Source organism: Streptomyces sp. NPDC047028, assembly GCF_040644095.1.
GTDB lineage: Bacteria > Actinomycetota > Actinomycetes > Streptomycetales > Streptomycetaceae > Streptomyces.
Map to the genome: position 1 here is coordinate 126,060 of NZ_JBEYVS010000008.1, position 19,945 is coordinate 146,004.

21 protein-coding genes are annotated in these 19,945 nt (G+C 72.5%); 10 read left to right on the top strand and 11 right to left on the bottom strand.

Features of this window, described 5'->3' with window-relative positions:
- The first annotated feature begins 86 nt into the window (after window positions 1–86).
- The 4 genes from ABZ854_RS10170 to ABZ854_RS10185 all read left to right on the top strand — a co-directional run bounded on the left by ABZ854_RS10170 (window position 87) and on the right by ABZ854_RS10185 (window position 3,223).
- Complete coding sequence (locus ABZ854_RS10170; protein WP_361207142.1) at window positions 87–695, top strand: DUF1349 domain-containing protein; 609 nt, start codon at window positions 87–89, stop codon at window positions 693–695.
- Between the two features lie 48 nt (window positions 696–743).
- Window positions 744–1,253 (top strand): GNAT family N-acetyltransferase, encoded by a 510-nt coding sequence (locus ABZ854_RS10175; RefSeq protein WP_361207145.1) that lies wholly within the window; start codon window positions 744–746, stop codon window positions 1,251–1,253.
- A gap of 76 nt (window positions 1,254–1,329) precedes the next feature.
- Entirely contained in the window at window positions 1,330–2,046 is a 717-nt protein-coding gene (locus tag ABZ854_RS10180; protein ID WP_361207147.1) for a DsbA family oxidoreductase, read from the top strand.
- Window positions 2,047–2,158: 112 nt separating this feature from the next.
- Window positions 2,159–3,223 carry an aminotransferase class V-fold PLP-dependent enzyme gene (locus ABZ854_RS10185; protein ID WP_361207149.1) on the top strand — a complete coding sequence of 355 codons (1,065 nt, stop codon included), beginning with the start codon at window positions 2,159–2,161 and terminating at the stop codon, window positions 3,221–3,223.
- A 63-nt stretch (window positions 3,224–3,286) separates the two neighbouring features.
- On the opposite strand, the gene thpD is transcribed toward ABZ854_RS10185, so the two are convergent.
- The 5 genes from thpD to ABZ854_RS10210 form a co-directional block, all read right to left on the bottom strand.
- Complete coding sequence (thpD, locus tag ABZ854_RS10190; RefSeq protein ID WP_361207152.1) at window positions 3,287–4,186, bottom strand: ectoine hydroxylase; 900 nt, start codon at window positions 4,184–4,186, stop codon at window positions 3,287–3,289.
- Window positions 4,183–4,593: an ectoine synthase gene (locus ABZ854_RS10195; protein WP_361207155.1), complete on the bottom strand. Its 411-nt coding sequence runs from the start codon at window positions 4,591–4,593 to the stop codon at window positions 4,183–4,185. Before ABZ854_RS10195 ends, thpD begins: the two co-directional genes overlap by 4 nt.
- Window positions 4,594–4,641: 48 nt before the next feature.
- Window positions 4,642–5,913 carry a diaminobutyrate--2-oxoglutarate transaminase gene (gene ectB, locus ABZ854_RS10200; RefSeq protein WP_361207158.1) on the bottom strand — a complete coding sequence of 424 codons (1,272 nt, stop codon included), beginning with the start codon at window positions 5,911–5,913 and terminating at the stop codon, window positions 4,642–4,644.
- Between the two features lie 13 nt (window positions 5,914–5,926).
- Complete coding sequence (gene ectA / locus ABZ854_RS10205; RefSeq protein ID WP_361207161.1) at window positions 5,927–6,445, bottom strand: diaminobutyrate acetyltransferase; 519 nt, start codon at window positions 6,443–6,445, stop codon at window positions 5,927–5,929.
- Between the two features lie 307 nt (window positions 6,446–6,752).
- On the bottom strand, window positions 6,753–7,892 hold the full coding sequence (locus ABZ854_RS10210) for an aminotransferase class V-fold PLP-dependent enzyme (RefSeq protein WP_361207164.1): 1,140 nt from the start codon (window positions 7,890–7,892) through the stop codon (window positions 6,753–6,755).
- Window positions 7,893–8,031: 139 nt separating this feature from the next.
- Here ABZ854_RS10210 and ABZ854_RS10215 point away from each other — a divergent pair, with 139 nt between their 5' ends.
- From ABZ854_RS10215 to ABZ854_RS10235, 5 genes are all read left to right on the top strand, one after another.
- On the top strand, window positions 8,032–8,874 hold the full coding sequence (locus tag ABZ854_RS10215; RefSeq protein WP_361207166.1) for a transporter substrate-binding domain-containing protein: 843 nt from the start codon (window positions 8,032–8,034) through the stop codon (window positions 8,872–8,874).
- Window positions 8,875–8,876: 2 nt separating this feature from the next.
- Complete coding sequence (locus ABZ854_RS10220) at window positions 8,877–9,710, top strand: amino acid ABC transporter permease (protein WP_361207168.1); 834 nt, start codon at window positions 8,877–8,879, stop codon at window positions 9,708–9,710.
- The gene (locus ABZ854_RS10225) at window positions 9,707–10,501 is read left to right on the top strand and encodes an amino acid ABC transporter ATP-binding protein (RefSeq protein WP_361207171.1); all 795 of its coding nucleotides are present in this window, start codon (window positions 9,707–9,709) and stop codon (window positions 10,499–10,501) included. Before ABZ854_RS10220 ends, ABZ854_RS10225 begins: the two co-directional genes overlap by 4 nt.
- 18 nt (window positions 10,502–10,519) lie before the next feature.
- Window positions 10,520–11,611: an amidohydrolase family protein gene (locus ABZ854_RS10230; RefSeq protein ID WP_361207174.1), complete on the top strand. Its 1,092-nt coding sequence runs from the start codon at window positions 10,520–10,522 to the stop codon at window positions 11,609–11,611.
- A gap of 156 nt (window positions 11,612–11,767) precedes the next feature.
- The gene (locus tag ABZ854_RS10235; protein WP_361207177.1) at window positions 11,768–12,700 is read left to right on the top strand and encodes an SCO1860 family LAETG-anchored protein; all 933 of its coding nucleotides are present in this window, start codon (window positions 11,768–11,770) and stop codon (window positions 12,698–12,700) included.
- 54 nt (window positions 12,701–12,754) lie between these two features.
- Here the strand turns inward: ABZ854_RS10235 and cobC are convergent, their stop codons facing one another.
- From cobC to cobM, 6 genes are read right to left on the bottom strand one after another with little or no spacing between them, the layout of a single operon-like run.
- On the bottom strand, window positions 12,755–13,816 hold the full coding sequence (gene cobC, locus ABZ854_RS10240; protein WP_361207180.1) for an Rv2231c family pyridoxal phosphate-dependent protein CobC: 1,062 nt from the start codon (window positions 13,814–13,816) through the stop codon (window positions 12,755–12,757).
- Window positions 13,806–14,729, bottom strand: a complete 924-nt coding sequence (locus ABZ854_RS10245; protein WP_361207183.1) for a sirohydrochlorin chelatase — start codon at window positions 14,727–14,729, stop codon at window positions 13,806–13,808. The genes cobC and ABZ854_RS10245 overlap by 11 nt, the downstream gene beginning before the upstream one ends.
- Window positions 14,726–15,340 (bottom strand): precorrin-8X methylmutase, encoded by a 615-nt coding sequence (locus tag ABZ854_RS10250; protein WP_361207186.1) that lies wholly within the window; start codon window positions 15,338–15,340, stop codon window positions 14,726–14,728. The genes ABZ854_RS10245 and ABZ854_RS10250 overlap by 4 nt, the downstream gene beginning before the upstream one ends.
- A complete protein-coding gene (gene cobJ, locus ABZ854_RS10255) occupies window positions 15,337–17,028 on the bottom strand; it encodes a precorrin-3B C(17)-methyltransferase (RefSeq protein WP_361207189.1) in 1,692 nt (563 codons plus the stop codon). The genes ABZ854_RS10250 and cobJ overlap by 4 nt, the downstream gene beginning before the upstream one ends.
- Window positions 17,025–18,278 (bottom strand): precorrin-6y C5,15-methyltransferase (decarboxylating) subunit CbiE, encoded by a 1,254-nt coding sequence (gene cbiE / locus ABZ854_RS10260; protein WP_361207192.1) that lies wholly within the window; start codon window positions 18,276–18,278, stop codon window positions 17,025–17,027. The genes cobJ and cbiE overlap by 4 nt, the downstream gene beginning before the upstream one ends.
- Window positions 18,275–19,093, bottom strand: coding sequence for a precorrin-4 C(11)-methyltransferase (gene cobM / locus ABZ854_RS10265; protein WP_361207195.1), 819 nt, complete (start codon window positions 19,091–19,093; stop codon window positions 18,275–18,277). Before cobM ends, cbiE begins: the two co-directional genes overlap by 4 nt.
- A 113-nt stretch (window positions 19,094–19,206) precedes the next feature.
- On the opposite strand from cobM, the gene ABZ854_RS10270 reads away from it, so the two are divergent.
- On the top strand, window positions 19,207–19,938 hold the full coding sequence (locus ABZ854_RS10270; protein ID WP_361207198.1) for a ZIP family metal transporter: 732 nt from the start codon (window positions 19,207–19,209) through the stop codon (window positions 19,936–19,938).
- Window positions 19,939–19,945: the final 7 nt, after the last annotated feature.

Genomic DNA, 19,945 nt, shown 5'->3' on the forward strand with positions numbered 1-19,945 from the left:
GTGGCTTGTCGCGCAGTTCCCCGCGCCCCTTTTCGGGGCGCCTGCCCCTGCGTTGGTTGGAATGGCTCTCTTGCGATAATCGGACCATGGACCTGGAGCTTCCTGAACTGCCCTTCCTGCTGCGGACGTACGGGCCGGAAGGGCACTGGCGGTATGAGGACGGGGTGCTGGCCGGGTGGGCCGGGGCTCGGCAGGACCGGTTCGTGACGCCGACCGGGGAGGCGCTGGACCCCGCCTCCGACGCGCCCCGGCTGCTGGGGGCGCCGGAGGGGGACTTCCAGCTGATCGCCCGGGTCACCGTGGGGTTCAGGGCGTCCTTCGACGCGGGCGTGCTCTACGTCCACGTGGGAGATCGCGCCTGGGCCAAGCTCTGCCTGGAGAACTCTCCGAACGTGCCCACCGTCTGCACGGTCGTCACCCGGGGGCACTCAGACGACGCCAACTCCTTCACCGTGGACGGCAGTTCGGTCTGGCTGCGGATCAGCCGGACCGGCCGCGCCCTCGCCTTCCACGCCTCCCGGGACGGCCGGCGCTGGACCTTCGTGCGCCTGTTCACCCTCGGCGACGAGAAGGAGACGGGGTCGGCCTTGGTCGGATTCATGGCCCAGTCGCCCATGGGGGAGGGCTGCGTGGTGACGTACGACCATATCGAGTTCAGGACCGAGTGGCCGTCCGATCTGCGGGACGGCAGCTGAGGGTTCCCCGCACGGAACCGCACCGGGCGCCGCCACGTCCTCCGTTGCATGATCAGTGACCGTGTGACCGGCAGCCGCGTGATCCGCACCGCCGTGGCCGCCGAGGCCGAGGCCATCGCCGATCTACATCTGAGAGCCCGCTCGACCTACTACCCGGACGGCGTCCCCCAGGACGGCACGGACTGGGGCGCGGCCTGGAGAGGGGCCGTCGAGCGGCCCGACGGGCATGTGCTGTGCGTCGTCGAGCGGGGCGCGATCGTCGCGATCGCCTCCTTCCGCGTCCCGGAGGGCGGCGGTGCCGACACCGTCAAGCTGTACCAGTTCCACGTCGACCCCGACCGCTGGCGCTCCGGCATGGGCACCGCTCTGCACGCGGCCTGCGTGGAGCAGTGGCGGGCCGACGGCAGGCGAGTGGCCGTACTCGACGTGCACGTGGACAACGAGCGCGCCCAGGCCTTCTACGCCCGCCAGGGCTGGATCCCCGACCCGGAGAACCCGCCGGCCGAGGGCGACCACCACCTGTTCCTGCGGTACGCGGTGCCGACGGCCGGGGAATGAACGCGACTGTTTGAAGGTTCACGTACCGGGTGGAGAGAGCCTCCGCACCCGTACGACCTGGAGAAGAGCCGAGAGCATGCGCGTCGAGATCTGGACGGACATCGCCTGTCCCTGGTGTTACGTCGGAAAGGCCCGCTTCGACAAGGCGCTGGCGGCCTTCCCGCACCGCGACCGGGTCGAGGTGGTGCACCGCTCCTTCGAGCTGGACCCGGGCCGCGCCAAGGGCGACGTCCAGCCGGTCCTCACCATGCTGACCAGGAAGTACGGCATGAGCGAGGCGCAGGCGCAGGCCGGTGAGGACAACCTGGGAGCCCAGGCCGCCGCCGAGGGCCTGGACTACCGCACCCGGGACCGCGACCACGGCAACACCTTCGACATGCACCGCCTCCTGCACCTCGCCAACGAGCGGGGCCGGCAGGACGAGCTGATCCAGATCCTGTACCGGGCGAACTTCGCCGAGGCGCGGTCGGTCTTCAGTGAGGGCGACGAGCGGCTGGTGGAGCTGGCGGTCGAGGCCGGCCTGGACGACGCGGAGGTCCGCCGGGTGCTGGCCGACCCCGGCGCCTACGCCGACGACGTCCGCGCCGATGAGCGCGAGGCCGCGCAGCTCGGCGCGAACGGCGTCCCCTTCTTCGTCCTGGACCGCGCCTACGGCGTCTCCGGTGCCCAGCCCACCGAGGTCTTCACCCAGGCGCTGACCCAGGCGTGGGGCGAGCGCTCCCCGCTGAAGCTCGTCGACCAGGGCGACGCCGAGGCGTGCGGCCCGGACGGGTGCGCGGTGCCGGGGCGCTGAGAAGCCAGGCACTGTGAAACCGCAGGTCGGCGCGGACGTATAAGGGATGCTGAGAGGATCCGCGTAAAAACTCGCAATGGACGGGGGGTTCCCGGGGCCGCACAGTGGGGTCATGGAGACCACGGAGACGACGTTCGACAGCCTCGTCCGCGCCGAGTTCACCCCGGCGGGCACCTACCTCAACACCGCGAGCAACAGCCTGCTGCCCGCGCGCAGCGTCGCCGCCCTGCACGGGGCGGCGCTCCTGCGGGCCGAGGGCCGGCCGCTGACCTCCCTCTACGACGACGTGGAGGCCTCCCGGGCCGCCTACGCGCGGCTCGCCGGGGTCCCCGTCGCCCGGGTGGCCGCGGGCGCCTCGGTCGCCGCGCACTCCGGCCTGATCGCCGCGTCGCTGCCCGCCGGCGCCGAAGTCCTCACCGCCGAGGACGACTTCACCTCCGTACTGAACCCGTTCCACGTCCGCGGCGACCTGAAGGTCCGCACGGTCCCGCTGGAGCGGATCGCCGAGTCCGTCCGGCCCGGCACCGCGCTCGTCGCCGTCAGCGCCGCGCAGTCCGCCGACGGACGGATCGCCGACCTGCCCGCCCTGCGCGAGGCCGCCCGCGCGCACGGCGCCCGCACCTACGTCGACTTCTCCCAGTCGGCGGGCTGGCTCCCGATGGACGCGAGCGGCTACGACTTCACCGCCGCCGTGTCCTTCAAGTGGCTCCTGGGCCCGCACGGCGCGGCCTTCCTCACCGTCCCCGAGGACCTCGGCGGGCTGACCCCCGTCCTGGCGGGCTGGGTCGCGGCGGAGGAGCCGTGGAACAGCTGCTACGGCCCCGTCACCGAACTCGCCCACTCCGCGCGGCGGTTCGACGTCTCGCCGGCGCTGTTCACCTTCGCGGGGCTGCGTCCCTCGCTGGAGCTGATCGAGGAACTGGGCGTGGACGCCGTGCACGCCCACGACGTCGGGCTCGCCGACCGGTTCCGGAGCGGGCTCGCCTCCCTGGGCCACGAACCGCTGCCCGCCCCCGGCTCGGCGATCGTCTCCGTGCCCGGACTCGGCACCCGCCAGGAGGAGTTGAGCCGCGCCGGCATCGAGGTCTCCGACCGCGCGGGCAACCTGCGGGCCTCGTTCCACCTGTTCAACACCGCCGCCGACGTGGACCGCCTGCTGGACGCGCTCGCCGCATGAACACGACCGGGCCGAGGCCCCCCGTCCCACACGAGGAGGCCCCGGCCCGGTGATCGGGGGGTGTCACCTGACGGGCGTGAAGTCCCGCGCGCCGATGAACTCCGGCCGGCGGATCGGGGCCGCGAACGGCTCCACCGCCATGTTCTCCACGCTGTTGAACACGATGAAGACGTTGCTGCGCGGGAACGGCGTGATGTTGTCGCCGGAACCGTGCATGCAGTTGCAGTCGAACCAGGTCGCCGAGCCCGCCTTGCCGGTGAACAGCCGGATGCCGTGCTCGCCGGCCAGCGAGGTCAGCGCCTCGTCGGACGGGGTGCCCGCGTCCTGCATCTGCAGCGACTTCTTGTAGTTGTCGGTGGGCGTGGCCCCAGCGCAGCCGAGGAACGTCCGGTGCGAGCCCGGCATGATCATCAGGCCGCCGTTGGTGTCGTGGTTCTCGGTCAGCGCGATCGAGACGGACACCGTGCGCATGTTCGGCAGGCCGTCCTCGGCGTGCCAGGTCTCGAAGTCCGAGTGCCAGTAGAAGCCGCTGGCGCCGAACCCGGGCTTGACGTTGATCCGCGACTGGTGGACGTACACGTCCGAGCCCAGGATCTGCCGGGCGCGGCCCACGACCCGTTCGTCGCGCACCAGTCTCGCGAACACCTCGCTGATCTTGTGCACCTCGAAGACCGAGCGGATCTCCTTCGACTTCGGCTCCACGATGGAGCGCTCGTCGGCGCGGACCGCCGGGTCGCCGACCAGCCGGTCGAGCTCACGCTTGTAGACGTCGACCTCGTCCGGGGCGATGAGCTGGTCGACGGCGAGGAAGCCGTCGCGCTCGAAGCCCTGCAGATCGGGGGCCGCGATCGGACCGGGCGTGTCCGGGGCACCCCAGACGACCGGGTCCTGGCGCGGGACGGTCACCTCGGTGGTGCCGCGGGTGGGATAGAGATCGGTGACGGTGCTGGTCATGCGGATCACACCTCCTCGGGCTCGGGTTCGGTGAGCAGCGGGTAGACGCCGTTCTCGTCGTGGTCCTCCCGTCCGGTGACGGGCGGGTTGAACACGCAGATGCAGTGGAAGTCCTCCTTGACCTTGAGCGTGTGCCGCTCGTGGCCGTTCAGGAGGTACATGGTGCCGGGCGTGATCGTGTAGGTCTTCCCGGTCTCACGGTCGGTCAGTTCGGCCTCGCCCCGCGTGCAGACGACGGCCTCGATGTGGTTGGCGTACCACATCTGCGTCTGGGTGCCGGCGTACAGGATGGTCTCGTGCACGGAGAAGCCGACCCGCTCCTTGGCGAGGACGATGCGCTTGCTCTCCCAGGTGCCGGACTTCGACTTGATGTGCCGGTCGGTGCCTTCGATGTCCTTGAACGATCGGACGATCACGGTGCTGTACTTCCTCCTAGCTGGGTGGAACTGGCCGGTTGCGAGGGGTCAGGCGGTTTCCCGGACGGCGCGCGCCAGGATGCTCAGGCCCTCGTCCAGTTCCTCGGGTGTGACGGTGAGCGCGGGCAGCAGCTTGACCACCTCGCTCTCCGGTCCGGACGTCTCGATGAGCAGCCCGAGTTCGAAGGCGCGGCGGGCGATGCGCGAGGCGCGGTCCTTGGCGTGGAACTCCAGGCCCCACACCAGGCCCCGGCCGCGGTACTCCTTGACGTCGGCGAGGTTCTCCTCGGTGATGGAGATCAGCGCCTGCTCGACCTGCTCGCCGCGGGCCCGGGTCTGCTTCTCCATGGCGGAGCCGTCGGTCCAGTACGTCTCCAGGGCCGCCGTCGCCGTGACGAACGCGGGGTTGTTGCCGCGGAACGTGCCGTTGTGCTCGCCCGGCTCCCACACGTCCAGCTCGGGCTTGAACAGGCACAGCGACATCGGCAGGCCGTAGCCGCTGATGGACTTGGACACGGTGACGATGTCCGGCGTGATCCCCGCCTCCTCGAAGGAGAAGAAGGCGCCGGTGCGGCCGCAGCCCATCTGGATGTCGTCGACGATCAGCAGCATGTCCTGCCGCTCGCACAGCTCCTTCAGCGCGCGCAGCCACTCGGGCCGGGCAACGTTGATGCCGCCCTCGCCCTGCACGGTCTCCACGATCACGGCGGCCGGCTTGTTCAGGCCGGAGCCGTGGTCCTCCAGCAGCCGCTCGAACCACAGGAAGTCCGGGACCGTGCCGTCGAAGTAGTTGTCGAACGGCATCGGGGTGCCGTGCACCAGCGGGATGCCGGCGCCGGCCCGCTTGAAGGCGTTGCCGGTGACCGCGAGCGAGCCGAGCGACATGCCGTGGAAGGCGTTCGTGAACGACACGATCGCCTCGCGGCCCTTGACCTTGCGGGCCAGCTTCAGCGCCGACTCGACGGCGTTGGTGCCCGTCGGGCCCGGGAACATGACCTTGTACGGCAGGTCGCGCGGGCGCAGCACCAGGTCCTGGAAGGTCTGCAGGAAGGTCCGCTTGGCCGTGGTCGACATGTCCAGGCCGTGGGTGACCCCGTCCCGGGACAGGTAGTCGATGAACGCCCGTTTGAGCACCGGGTTGTTGTGGCCGTAGTTGAGTGAGCCGGCACCGGCGAAGAAATCGAGGTACGCGTGGCCGTCTTCGTCGTACATCCGGCTGCCCTGGGCGCGGTCGAAGACGGCGGGCCAGCCGCGGCAGTAGCTGCGCACCTCGGACTCGACGGTCTCGAAGACACTCAGATCGGGCTGGGTGATGGTCACGGTGATTCGCTCCTCAGTGCGCGGTGGGGTCGGTCAGGGGGCCGATGCGGTACAGGACTTCGGGGTCGTGCGGGCCGTCCGGGAACACCTCGGTGGGGAACAGCACCTCGCGGGCCAGGCCGGCGCCGTGCCGGTCGGCGAACGAGGTGAAGAGGCGCTCGGAGGCCGTGTTGCCCGGCGTGATCGTCGTCTCGACGCCGGTGATGCCCCGCTCGGCGGCGAGGCGCGCGACGAGCCCGTCCAGCAGCGCGGCCGCTATGCCGTGGCCGCGGTACGCGGAGTCGACCGCCACCTGCCAGACGAGCAGGGTGCGGGGGTCCTCCGGCCGCACGTACCCGGTGACGAAGCCGACCGCCTCCCCGTCCGCGCCCCTCGCCACCACCGAGGTGCCGGCGAAGTCCCGGCACCACAGCAGATAGCTGTACGAGGAGTTCAGGTCGAGGGTTTTCGAGTCCTTGGCGATACGCCAGAGCGAGGCTCCGTCGGTCACCGCCGGTCGGTCGATGAGCAGGTCTGCTGGTGCGGCAGTCATGCGGCACGAATTTAGCGAGCGAAATTGAATAATGCACGGCCGTCGTGATCGACAGGGCCGTGAACCAGTGCAATATGTCTGAATTAGCCCATGTCAAACTGGGGCATAGCGCCCCTCTTGTGGAGTGCGTCACAGCCTGAAAAGTCGCCGGAAAACTTGCCTGTTTAGCCTCGAGAAAAGCGGGCAGAAGAAGACGGGAAGCTAACGCGAAAGAATCTGGGGTATCCGGTGAATTGGCGGGAATTGGAAAGTCGACGTGAATTCTGGCGTCCGTGGCCCCGTTGATTCCCTCACTCGGAAATGTGATTTACGACGCGTCCCCGGCTCGGCCCCAGGCCCGTTCCGCCGCCCGCAGGGCCGCCGCCTCGTCCACCGCGACGCCGGCGCCGGTCAGGGGCGCGGCGAGGGCCGACAGGGAGGCCCGCACCGTTTCCGGGGCCGCGGCGGGGCCGTAGTGGTTGACCCGGACCATCTCCTTCGCCAGGGCTCCCCCGCCGGCCGCCAGCGGCAGCGAGGGATCGACGGCCAGGGCCCCGGCCACCAGCTCCGACGCCACCACCCCGGAGGGCACCCGCAGGGTCGTCGCCACCGGCGCCGCGTCCCGCGCCTCGTACACGTACGGCTCCAGGCCCCCGCCCAGGGCCACCGCCCCGGCCCGCGTGGCCAGCGCCGCCGCGCGGTGGCGTGCCATCACCGCCTCGGCGCCCGCCTCCTCGATCCGCTCCAGGCAGGCCTCCAGGGCCAGCATCTCCAGCTGGGCGGGGGCGTGCGGCAGCGCCGTACGGCCCGCGTCGATCCAGCGTTCCTTCCAGTCCAGCAGGGAGAGGTAGGAACGGCGCGGTGCGTTCGGGTTCGCCGCCATCCGGGCCCAGGCGCGCTCGCTCACCGAGATCGCCGACACCCCCGCCGGGCCGCCCATCGCCTTCTGCGCCCCGATCACGCACAGGTCCACGCCCCACGCGTCCGGCAGCACCGGCTCCGCGCCCACGGAGGCCACCGCGTCCAGGTAGAACAGCGCCCCCTGCTCCCGCACCGCCTCGCCGATCTCCGCGACCGGGTTGGTGTTGCCGGTCGCCGCCTCGGCGTGTACGAGCGACACGAAGTCGATCTCCGGGTGCGCGGCGAACGCCTCCCTGACCTGCGCGGCCGTCACCGCCGTGTGGAACGGGACGGCGAGGTCGTACACCGTCGCGCCGCAGTCCCGCAGCCAGTCGCCGAACGTCTGCCCGTACGGGCCCGTGATCACGTTGAGCGCCACCGTGCCGGGGCCGGCCGCGCCGCGGATCGCCCCCTCCAGCGGCAGCAGCGCCTCGCCCTGCGTGATCAGCACGTCCTGCCGGGTGCCCAGCAGCCGGGCCACCCGGCCCTCGACGGCGGCGAACCGCGCGGCGCTCAGCGGGGGCAGGTCCAGAAAAGGGTGCGTGGTCACAGTGCCGCTCTCTTCCATGTGGGATATGTGGGAGTTGTGGGGGGCAACTCCATCGATCCTAGGTCGTAGCCCCTCGCAACCATCAGTTTGGTTTGAGAGACTCAAACTCTTCCTTATAATCGGAAGCCTCAGACACCCCACAGGGAGACCTCCCCCCATGAACACGCTCCTCGGGCGCCGGACCCGCCTCCTGGCCGCCGTCACCGCCACGGCCGGACTCGCACTCGTCGCCGGCTGCTCCTCCGGCGGGGGGAGCGGCAAGACCACCGTCAAGGGGGTCCACGTCGTCAAGGCCGGTCAGCTGACCACCTGCACCCACCTGCCCTACCCGCCGTTCCAGTCGGAGATCGACGGCAAGGTGCAGGGCTTCGACGTCTCCCTCATCGACCTCGTCGCCAAGGACCTCGGCGTCAAGCAGAACATCGTCGACACGCCGTTCGAGAACTTCAAGACCGGCGCCTTCCTCAACTCCGGGCAGTGCGACCTCGCCGCCGCCGGCATGACCATCACGCCCGAGCGCAAGAAGAACGTCGACTTCTCCGACCCCTACTTCGAGGCCACCCAGGCCGTCCTCGTCGACAAGAAGAGCGGCATCACCTCGCTCGCCGACGTCAAGGCCAAGGGCAAGAAGCTCGGCGCGCAGGCGCAGACCACCGGCGAGGACTACGCCAAGGGCAAGGGCTACGACCCGGTCTCCTTCGAGTCCTCCGACGCGGTCCTCAACGGCCTGCGCACCGGCCAGGTCCAGGCCGTCATCATCGACTACCCCGTCGTCCAGGGCTGGCTGAAGGACAAGGCCAACGCGGACGCCTTCAAGGTCGTCGACAACCTCAAGACCGGTGAGCAGTACGGCTTCACGGTGAAGAAGGGCAACACCAAGCTGCGCGAGGCCATCAACAAGGCGCTCGGCCAGGCCAAGGCCGACGGCACGTACAAGAAGCTCTACGAGAAGTGGATCGGCCCCTACGACGCGTCCGCCGCCTCCCCGGCCGCCTCCTGACCATGGCCGACACCGAGGTACGACGACAGCCGGTCAAGCAGGGGCTGACGCGCCGACAGAAGCGCCGGCTGTCGCGGGGCATCCAGTACGCCGTGTTCGTCGCGGCCGTGGCCGCCGTCGCGGCCACGGCGGACTGGGGCCGGCTGCGGAACCAGTTCGCGCAGACGGACATCGCCGGGCAGATGTTCCCGGACGTCATCACGCTCGCGCTGAAGAACACCGTGCTGTTCACGGCGACCGGCTTCGCCGTCGGCCTGGCCCTGGGCCTCGTCATCGCGCTGATGCGGCTGTCCTCCGTGGGCCCCTACCGCTGGCTCGCGGGCATCTACATCGAGGTCTTCCGCGGCCTGCCCGCCCTGCTGATCTTCGTGTTCATCGCGGTGGCGGTGCCGCTGGCCTTCCCCGGCACCGAGATCCCCGGCGGCACCTACGGCAAGGCCGCCCTCGGCCTCGGCCTCATCGGCGCCGCCTACATGGCGGAGACGTTCCGCGCCGGCATCCAGGCGGTGCCCAAGGGGCAGATGGAGGCCGCCCGTTCGCTGGGCTTCTCGCCGGCCCGCGCGATGGTGTCCATCATCATCCCGCAGGCCTTCCGGATCATCCTGCCGCCGCTCACCAACGAACTGGTGATGCTGTTCAAGGACTCCTCGCTGGTGCTGCTCCTCGGCGTGACCCTGGAGGAGCGCGACCTGTCCAAGTTCGGCCGGGACCTGGCCAGTACGACCGCCAACTCCACGCCGATCCTCGTCGCGGGCCTGTGCTACCTGCTGGTCACCATCCCGCTCGGCTTCGTGGTGCGCCGCATGGAGGCCAAGGCCCAGGAGGAGATCAAGTGAGCCATCCCGAGATTCAGGTCCAGGGCCTGCACAAGTCCTTCGGCGACAACCACGTCCTGCGCGGCATCGACCTGGAGATCGGCCAGGGCGAGGTGGTCTGCGTCATCGGCCCCTCCGGCTCCGGCAAGTCCACCCTGCTGCGCTGCGTCAACCTGCTGGAGGAGCCCTCCGAGGGCGCGGTCTTCGTCGGCGGCACCGAGATCACCGACCCGGACGTCGACATCGACGCCGTACGCCGCCGGATCGGCATGGTGTTCCAGCAGTTCAACCTCTTCCCGCACCTCACGGTGACCGAGAACCTCACCCTGCCGCAGCGCCGGGTGCTGAAGCGTGCCAAGGCGGAGGCGGGCCGGATCGCCGCCGAGAACCTGGCCCGGGTCGGCCTGTCCGACAAGGCGGACGCCTACCCCTCCGCGCTGTCCGGCGGCCAGCAGCAGCGCGTCGCCATCGCCCGCTCCCTCGCCATGGGCCCCGAGGTGATGCTCTTCGACGAGCCGACCTCCGCGCTCGACCCCGAGCTGGTCGGCGACGTCCTCGCCGTGATGCGGATGCTGGCCCGCGAGGGCATGACGATGATGGTCGTCACCCACGAGATGACCTTCGCCCGCGAGGTCGCCGACCGGGTCGTCTTCATGGACGGCGGCGTGATCGTCGAGGACGGCAGCCCGGAGCAGGTCATCGGCGCCCCCCGGCACGAGCGCACCCGCCACTTCCTCTCCCGCCTGCTCGACCCGGCGATGGCCGACGTCGAGGAGGAGACCTCGGACCAGGTGGGGAAGGCCGGGGCGTAGCTCATTAAGGTGCGGTACATGAGCGATTCTGCGGTGCTGCACCTGAAGGGGCGGGTCCTGGCCGGGCCCGAGGACGTCCGCGACGAGCTGTGGGTGGTCGGGGGACGGATCACCTACGACCGCCCGGCCGGCGCGCGGGACATCACCACCGTCGACGGCTGGGTCCTGCCCGGCCTCGTCGACGCGCACTGCCACGTGGGCCTCGGCACCGAGGGCCCGGTCGACGCGGACACCGCCGAGAAGCAGGCCCTCACCGACCGCGAGGCGGGCACCCTGCTGATCCGCGACGCCGGCTCGCCCTCCGACACCCGCTGGATCGACGACCGGGACGACCTCCCGAAGATCATCCGGGCCGGCCGGCACATCGCCCGCACCCGCCGCTACATCCGCAACTTCGCCCACGAGATCGAACCGGAGGACCTGGTCGCCTACGTCGCCCGGGAGGCCCGGCGCGGTGACGGCTGGGTCAAGCTGGTCGGCGACTGGATCGACCGCGACCTCGGTGACCTCGCCGCCTGCTGGCCCCGCGACGCCGTCGAGGCGGCCATCGCCGAGGCACACCGGCTCGGCGCCCGCGTCACCGCGCACTGCTTCGCCGAAAGCGCCCTGCGCGACCTCGTCGAGGCCGGCATCGACTGCATCGAGCACGCCACCGGCCTCACCGACGACCTGATCCCGCTGTTCGCCGAGCGCGGCGTCGCCATCGTCCCCACCCTCGTCAACATCGCCACCTTCCCGCAGCTCGCGGCGGGCGGCGAGAAGCGGTACCCGGACTGGTCCGCGCACATGCGGCGGCTGCACGAGCGGCGCTACGACACCGTGCGCGGCGCCTACGACGCCGGGATCCCCGTGTTCGTCGGCACGGACGCCGGCGGCTCACTGGCCCACGGCCTGGTCGCGGCGGAGGTAGCCGAACTGGTCACCGCCGGCATCCCGCCCGTCGAGGCCCTGGCCGCCACCAGCTGGGCCGCCCGGAGCTGGCTGAGCCGCCCGGGCCTGGAGGAGGGCGCCCCGGCCGACCTCGTCGTCTATGGGGCGGATCCGCGGGCCGACGTGCGGGTGCTGGCGGCCCCGCGACGGGTGGTGCTGAACGGACTGGTCGTCGAGTAGGCGAGAGGGGCACGGGGAACGGCTGTGCCCGGTGATTCGAAGAGGCATGCGGATAATCCACTTACGGGTGAAGTAACCCAGGATTGCTGACCGTTCACCCACAGTGCGTACAAGGTTGACGGGTCCCAAGCAATTTTCTCTGGGGGTCCCACCGCCTTGAACAGCAACAACTTCCGCATGCCCGCACGCCGTCTCGCCACGATCGCGACGGTCACCGCCCTGACCGCCGCTCCCGCGGTCCTCGGCGCGGGCGCCGCGCACGCCACCGCCGACCACGGGCGCGCCTCCGCCGTCGTCCTGCGCACCGGGCTCGACGTGTCCCTGCTCAACAAGACCGTGAACGTCCCGCTCGCGGTCACCCTCAACGAGGTCCAGGCACCACGCAGCGCCGACAAGACCGCGCTCACCGCCCGGCTCGACGGCGTCGACGCCGGCAGGCCGTTCAATGTCCTCTCCGCCCAGGTCGCCTCGGCGAGGGCCACGGCGACCGCCGAGCGTGCCGAGGGCTCGGTCCGCCTGGTCCACGCCAGGCTGCACGTCCCCGGCCTGCCCCTGCTGTCCCTGATCGAGGTCGGCACGGTCACCGCCAAGGCCACCTGCGAGGCGGGCAAGCGGCCGGTCGCCTCCGCGAACGTCCTCGGCACCGTCACGGCCCTCGGCAAGCGCGTCACCCTCAGCGCCGGCGGCCCGACCGAACTGAAGGTCCCCGGCGTCGGCGAGATCCGCCTCGACCTCGCCCAGCGCCGCACCACGAGCCGTACGGCGGCCGCGACGGCCCTGGAACTCAAGGTCTCCGTCAACCCGCTGAAGCTCAACGTGGCCGACGTGGAGGGCACCGTCACCCTGGCCAAGGCCACCTGCGAGACCCCGAGGCAGGCACCGGCCACGACACCGGCCTCCGCACCGGCCCACCACACCGTCCCGAGCCACGACCCGGCCGCGGACCCCGAGCCCCAGGGCGGCCACAGCGAGGCCGGCCTCGCGGAAACGGGCGGCAGCGCGGCGACGCCGTACATCGCGGGCGGCGCACTCGCCCTGCTGCTGCTGGGCGGGGGAGGGGTGGCACTGGCCCGCAGGCGCAGGAACTGAGGCCTCCCGGCAGGCACTTGGGCTGACCCGGCCGGTGGGCGGGTGCGAACGGGACTACGGCAGCACGGCCGACAGCGCCCGCAGGAACCCGCCCACCGTCCCCCGGTCCCGCACGGCCACCCGCACCCAGTCCTCTCCGAGCCCGGGAAACGTGTCCCCCCGGCGCACGGCGTAGCCGGCCTCGCGCAACCGGTGCCGTACCCCCGCCGCCCCCGGAATCCGCACCAGCACGAAGGGACCCTCGGCGGCCTCCACGACCCGCACCCCGCGGCCGGTGAACTCCCGCAGCCCGGCCACCAGATGCGCCCGGTCCGCCGCGATCCGGTGCGCCGCGTGCCCCGCCTCCGCGAGCGCCCGGGGCGCCACGCACGCCTCGGCGGCGGCCAGCGCCGGTGTCGACACCGGCCACAGCGGCTGGGCGCGCTCCAGCTCGGCGATCACGTCCTGCGGGCCCAGCACGTACCCGATCCGCAGGCCCGCCAGCCCCCACGTCTTGGTGAGGCTGCGCAGCACCACGAGACCGGGCACGTCCGTCCGCCCGGCCAGCGCCTCCCGCTCACCCGGCACGGCGTCAATGAACGCCTCGTCGACCACCAGCGTCCGCCCCGGCCGGGCCAGTTCGGTGATCGACTCCGCCGGATGCAGCACCGACGTCGGATTGGTCGGGTTCCCGATCACCACCAGGTCGGCGTCCTCGGGCACCGACCCCGCACGCAGCCGGAAGCCGTCCTCCGCGCGCAGCAGCACCCGGTCCACGGCATGCCCCGCGTCCCGCAGGGCCGCCTCCGGCTCGGTGAACTGCGGGTGCACGACCACCGGGCGCCGCACCTTCAGCGCCCGCGCCAGCAGCACGAACGCCTCCGCCGCGCCCGCCGTCAGCAGCACCCGTTCCACCGGCACCCCGTGCCGCGCGGCGACGGCCGCCCGTGCGGCACGCCCGTCGGGATAGGCCGCGAGGGACGTCAGCGAACCGGCGATCTCCTCCCGCAGCCAGGCCGGCGGCGTGTCCGCGCGGACGTTCACGGCGAGGTCGACCAGCGCCGCCCCGTCGTCACGCACCTCGGCGTCCCCGTGGTGCCGCAGGTCGTGCCCGCCGGCACCGGCGTCAGTGCGCATGGCTGTGGCTGTGCCCGCCGTGATGGTGGTGCCCGTGCCCGTGGCCGTCGTCGTCGGGGTGGAAGTGCGGCTGCTGCGGCAGCCCCACCTTGTCCTCGAAGCCCGGTAGCGCGATCCGGTACACGCACGAGTCGCAGTTCATCCGGAGGTCGCCCTCCACCGCCTCCGCGTAGCGCTCCATCACCAGGTCCAGCAGCTCCGGCTCCGGCCCGATGACGTCCGCCGACCGCACCTCGACCTCCGGGTGCGCCGCCGCCCACTCCTGGGTCTGGTGCCGCACCCGGTCGGGGAGGATCCCGGTGAACAGGAAGTACGGCAGAACCACGATCCGCCGGGCGCCAAGGCGCGCGCACCGGTCGAGGCCGCTCGGCACGTCCGGCGCCGCCAGCGACACGAACGCCGTCTCCACCCCGGCGTACCCGCGCCCCTCCCACAGCAGCCGCGCCGCCTTGTGCACCTCGGCGTTCGCGTCCGGGTCGGTCGAGCCGCGCCCCACCAGCAGCACGGTCACCCCGGCCCGGTCGCCGTCGCTGCCGGCCAGCGCCTCCTCCAGGCGCCGCTCCAGCACGCTCAGCAGCGCCGGGTGCGGGCCCAGCGGACGGCCGTACGTGTAGGAGATGCCCGGGTGCCGCTCCTTCTCCCGGGCCAGCGCGGCCGGAATGTCACCCTTGGCGTGCCCGGCGGACACCAGCATCAGCGGCACGGCCGCGAACCGCCGTACGCCCCGCTCGACCAGCTCGGCGACGGCGTCGCCCAGCGGCGGCGGGGACAGCTCGATGAACCCGCCCGCGACGGGGAGTTCGGGATTGCGGCGGCCCAGCTCGCGCACGAAGTCGCGGAACGCCTCGGCTCCGGCGTCGTCCCGGGTGCCGTGACCGGCGATGAGCAGGGCGGGCGGCGTCGGGGTGGTCACAGGGTCTCCTCGGTCGAGTCGGTCGAAACTGGTGAAACGGGTGAAACGGGGTGGTACAGCAGGGCGTTGAGGGCGGCGGCGGCCACGGCCGAGCCGCCCTTCTCGGACACGTTGCTCACGGCGGGCAGCCCGCTCTCCCGCAACGCGGCCTTGGACTCGGCCGCGCCGACGAAGCCGACGGACAGGCCGATGACGAGCGCCGGGGCGGCGTCCAGGGTGAGCAGCTCCTCCAGCGCGGTCGGCGCACAGCCGATCACCCACAGGGCGCCGGGCCCGACCTGCTCGTAGGCGAGCCGCACGGCGTGCGCGGACCGCGTCAGCCCCGGTCCGGACGTGGCGTCCCTCAGCCGGCACACGGTCTCGCGCCGGGTGATGCCGGCCGCGACCATCTCCACGTCCACGACGACGGGCGCCCCCGCGTGCAGCGCCGCGTGCGCCTTCACCAGGGCGTCCTCGTCGGTCACCAGGTCGGTCGCGTAGTCCAGGTCGGCGGCGGAGTGGATGACCCGCTCCACCACCGCCCGCGTCAGCGGCGGGAAGTGCGAGGTGTCCAGCCGCGCCCGCAACCGCCGGAAGGACTCCTGCTCGATCGGGTGGACCACACGGTTCACTGGGGCTCCTCCTGCCAGCGGTAGCCGCGCGGGGTCACCATGCGCCCCGCGATGTTCCGGGTCGCCGTGTTGCCCACGGTCACGACCGTCATCATGTCGACCGTCGCCGGGTCCAGTTCGCCGAGCGAGGTCAGCCGACTGGACTCGTCCGGCCGGGAGGCGTTGCGGACGACCCCGACGGGCGTCGCCGGTTCCCGGTGCCCCGCGAGGATCGCCAGCGCCTTCGGCAGCTGCCAGTCGCGGCCCCGGGAACGCGGGTTGTAGAACGTCACGACGATGTCCGCCTCGGCCGCCGCCCGTACCCGCCGCTCGATGACCTCCCACGGCGTGTGCAGGTCGGACAGGCTGATCGACACGTGGTCGTGGCCCAGCGGCGCGCCCAGGATCGCCCCGGCCGCCAGCGCCGCCGTCACCCCGGGCACCCCCACCACGTCGATGTCGTCGGACGCCTCCGCGAGCGCAGGGGAGGCCATGGCGTAGACGCCGGCGTCCCCGCTGCCGATCAGCGCGACCGCGTGCCCCGCGCGCGCCTCGGCGACGGCGGTGCGGGCCCGCTCCTCCTCCGCGCCGAGCCCCGACTCCAGCACTCGGGTGCCCGGCCGCAGCAGGTCACGGATCTGGTCCACGTACTGGTCGAGCCCAACCAGCACCGAGGCCCGCCGCAGTTCCGCCCGCGCGCGCGGGGTGAGCAGGTCCCGGGCGCCCGGCCCGAGCCCGACCACCGCGAGCCGGCCGCGCCCCGGACGCCGTACGACCGCACAGGTCGCCATCGCCGGCTGCCCGTCGGCGCGCTCGGACTTCCGCTTGGGCACGAGGAGTTCACCGCCGGACACCAGCGCCGCGGCCTCCGCCACCGACGGGGTGCCGACGGCAGCGAGCGGTGCGTCCGACGGGTTCGGCACCTCGACGGCCGCCAGCTCACCGGCGGTGTACGTCACCAGCGGCACCCCCAGCCGCTCGGCGGCGGCCACCAGGCCCGGCTCCCCGGACTTCGCGTCCACGGTGGCGAGTTCGGCCACCGATCGCGGCGACAGCCCCGCCTCGCGCACCACGTCCTCCACCAGCCCGAGGATCTCCTCCACCGGAGCGCCCTTGGACGCGCCGACGCCGACCACCAGCGACGGCGGCCGCAACAGCACCTCGTGCTCGCCCGGTTCGACGGCCCGGTCGGTGACCCGGATCGTGTACGACCCCTGCGGCGCGGTCGGCAGCGGGGGCAGCGGCCACGGCACCTCGGCGGCCAGCGCCACGGGTTCGCCGTCCAGCAGGGCCCGCGAGACCGCCGCCACCGCCCCCTCGAAGGGCAGCCCGAGCGTGTCCAGGCCCGGCAGCCCGACGGCGTCCGTCGCCGTCGTCACCACCGGCTCGGCACCGAGCAACGCGCCCACCTCGCGGGCGAGTTCGTTGGCGCCGCCGCCATGCCCGCCGGCCAGGGACACGGCGAACCGACCCGCCTCGTCGACGCACACCACGCCCGGGTCGGCCGCCTTGTCGCCGAGGAGCGGCGCGAGCAGCCGTACCACCGCGCCCGTCGCCAGGAAGCACACCAGCTGCTCGCACTCCGCGAACGCCGACCGCACGGCCTCCCCGACCGGACCGTCGTACACCCGCGTGCGGTCCGGCCAGGCGGCGGCGAGCCGGTCGCGGGCCACCGCCCCCGCCGCGGTGGTTGAAATGAGGCCGATCACTGCGCAACTCCTTCGTCGGACACCGGGGTTCTCTCGCCCCACAGCAGGAAAACGGGATTGGTCGCCGCCAGCCGGGACACCTCGCCCGGCAGCGGCGCGAGCCGGGACGACTGGAGCAGCGCCCCGTCGCAGGCCAGCCCCGCACTCGTCAGCGCCTCGCGCGCCGCCGGCACCCGGTCGAGCGCGGCCATGGCGACCACCACCGCGCGCCGGGCGCGGGGGGCGCACGCGGCGACGATGCCGGGCAGCTCACGGCCGCCGCCGCCGATGAACACGGCGTCGGGGTCGTCGGCCAGACCGGACAGCACGTCCGGCGCCGCCCCGTGCACCGTGCGCACGTCCACGCCGTGGGCGCGGGCGTTGGCGCGGATCCGCTCGACTCCGTCGGCGGTCTTCTCCACGGCGACGACGGCCGCACCGAGCCGCGCGCACTCCACGGCCACCGAACCCGAGCCCGCACCGACGTCCCACACCAGGTCGCCGGGGCGCGGCCCGAGCCGGGCCAGCGCCAGCGCCCGCACCTCGAACTTGGTGATCATCGAGTCCCGGTGCGCGAACGCGTCCTCCTCCAGGGCCCACCGCGCGGGCGGCGCGTGTACCCCGGCGACGGTACGCACCGGGCCGAGCGCCCGCGCCTCGTCCAGACACAGCACCACACTCACCGCGGCCCCCCAGTCCCGCCCGGCCGCCTCACCCGGCGTCACCCGCTCCACACGCTCCCGCTCCGGATCACCGAGAGCGGTCGCCACGACGAGGACGCGGCTGCTGTCAAACGGCGGTTCGGAAAGCGCCGCGCCCAGTTCGGCGGGGCCGGCGCCCGGGCCCGTCAGGACGGCCACCTTCGGGTGTGCGCGGCACATGTTGACCGCTGTGCGCGGGTCGCGGCCGTGGGCGCTGACCACGACCGCGTCGTCCCACGGCAGCCCGACCCGGGCGAACGCGGTCGCCACCGAGGACACCCCCGGCCGCACGTCCAGCCGTCCGGCGCCGAACCGTTCCGCCAGCGCCCGCACGATCCCGAAGAACCCGGGATCACCCGAGGCGAGCACGACCACCGGCAGATCCTTGCCGACGTACGCCTCCATGGCGTCCAGCGCGGGCGCCAGCGGCCCCAGCACCATCCGCTCCGCGCCCTCGGGCAGCGCGACGGCGTCCAGGTGCCGGCGCCCGCCGACGACCAGCGCGGCACCGGCGCACACGCCGGGGGAGAGCGGCGAGCCGCCCGTCCCCGTGCCGACGACGGTGATCAACTGCTCGCACCCCGCTCACGCAGCGCGCGCCGCGCCTCCGGATCGGCCTTGCGGTAGCCGTGGAAGTGACCCGGGTGGTACAGGTGCGAGCGGGTGCCGTGGGCGGCCAGCGCCGGGCCGACCAGGAACAGCGTGTGCTTCCACAGCTTGTGCTCCTTGACCGTCTCCTCCAGCGTGCCGATCGTGCAGCGCGCGACCAGCTCCTCCGGCCAGGTCGCCTGGTAGGCGACGACCACCGGCGTGTCCACCGGATAGCCGCCCTCCAGCAGCTCGCGCACCAGCTGGCCGCTGCGGGCCGCCGACAGGAACACCGCCATCGTGGTGCCGTGCCGGGCGAACTCGCGGACCTCCTCGCCGGGCGGCATCGGTGTCTTGCCGCCGCCCAGCCGGGTCAGCACGACCGACTGCGCCACCTCGGGGATGGTCAGCTCCCGCCGGGCCAGCGCTGCCACCGCCGAGAACGAGGACACGCCGGGCACCACCTCGGTCGCGATGCCGATCTCCGCGCACCGGTCCAGCTGCTCCTGCGTACCGCCCCACAGCGCCGGGTCACCGGAGTGGATCCTGGCCACCCGCAGACCCTCGGCGTGGGCCCGCCGGTACACGGCGACGACGTCCTCCAGCGACATCGCCGCCGAGTCCAGCACCTCCGCACCCTCGCTCGCATGTTCGAGAACCTCGGCCTGGACCAGGCTCGCCGCCCAGATCACCACGTCGGCCTCCGCGATGGCGCGCGCGGCACGGAACGTCAGCAGATCGGCGGCGCCGGGGCCGGCACCGACGAACGTCACCTTGCCGGTGGGGGCATCGGCCATGGGAAGGGGTCCTCTCGTACGGGAAAGCGATTCGGGGGGTTGTGTCATGGTCTGGGACCCCGGCGACGGCACCGGATGTGCGCGAAGGCACCTTCATCGGATAGCAAGTCCCTATGGCGGTCTTCGTCGCGCTCGGCGCGTTCCTGATGACGCTGGCCGGCGGCTGGACGGCACAGCGCGTGACCGACCGTCGCCACCTGGTCCTGGGCCTCGCGGGCGGCCTGATGCTGGGCGTGGTCGGCCTGGACCTGCTGCCGGAGGCGCTGCGCGCGGCCGGCCGCGAGATCTTCGGCGTACCCGCCGCGCTGCTGCTGTTCGTGGCCGGGTTCCTGCTGGCCCATCTGGTGGAGCGCACCCTCGCCGCCCGCCAGGCGGCCCACGGCGGCGACGAGCACCACGGCCACCGGGCACCCGAGGTGGGCCTGGCGGCGGCCGGCGCGATGGTCGGCCACAGCGCCATGGACGGCGTGGCGATCGGCGCGGCCTTCCAGGTCGGCGGCAGCATGGGCACCGCCGTGGCGCTCGCCGTGATCGCGCACGACTTCGCCGACGGCTTCAACACCTTCACCATCACGAGCCTGTACGGCAACGCGCGCCGCCGGGCGATAGCGATGCTGGTGGCCGACGCCTGCGCACCTGTCGTGGGCGCCCTGTCGACCGCCTTCATCCACATTCCGGAAGCCGTGCTCGGCGCCTATCTCGGCCTCTTCGGCGGCGTCCTGCTCTACCTCGCCGCCGCCGAGATCCTCCCCGAGGCCCACCACGAACACCCCGCCCGCTCCACCCTGCTGTGCACGGTGGCGGGCGCGCTGTTCATCTGGCTGGTCGTCGGCGTCTCCAGCTGACCCCCGG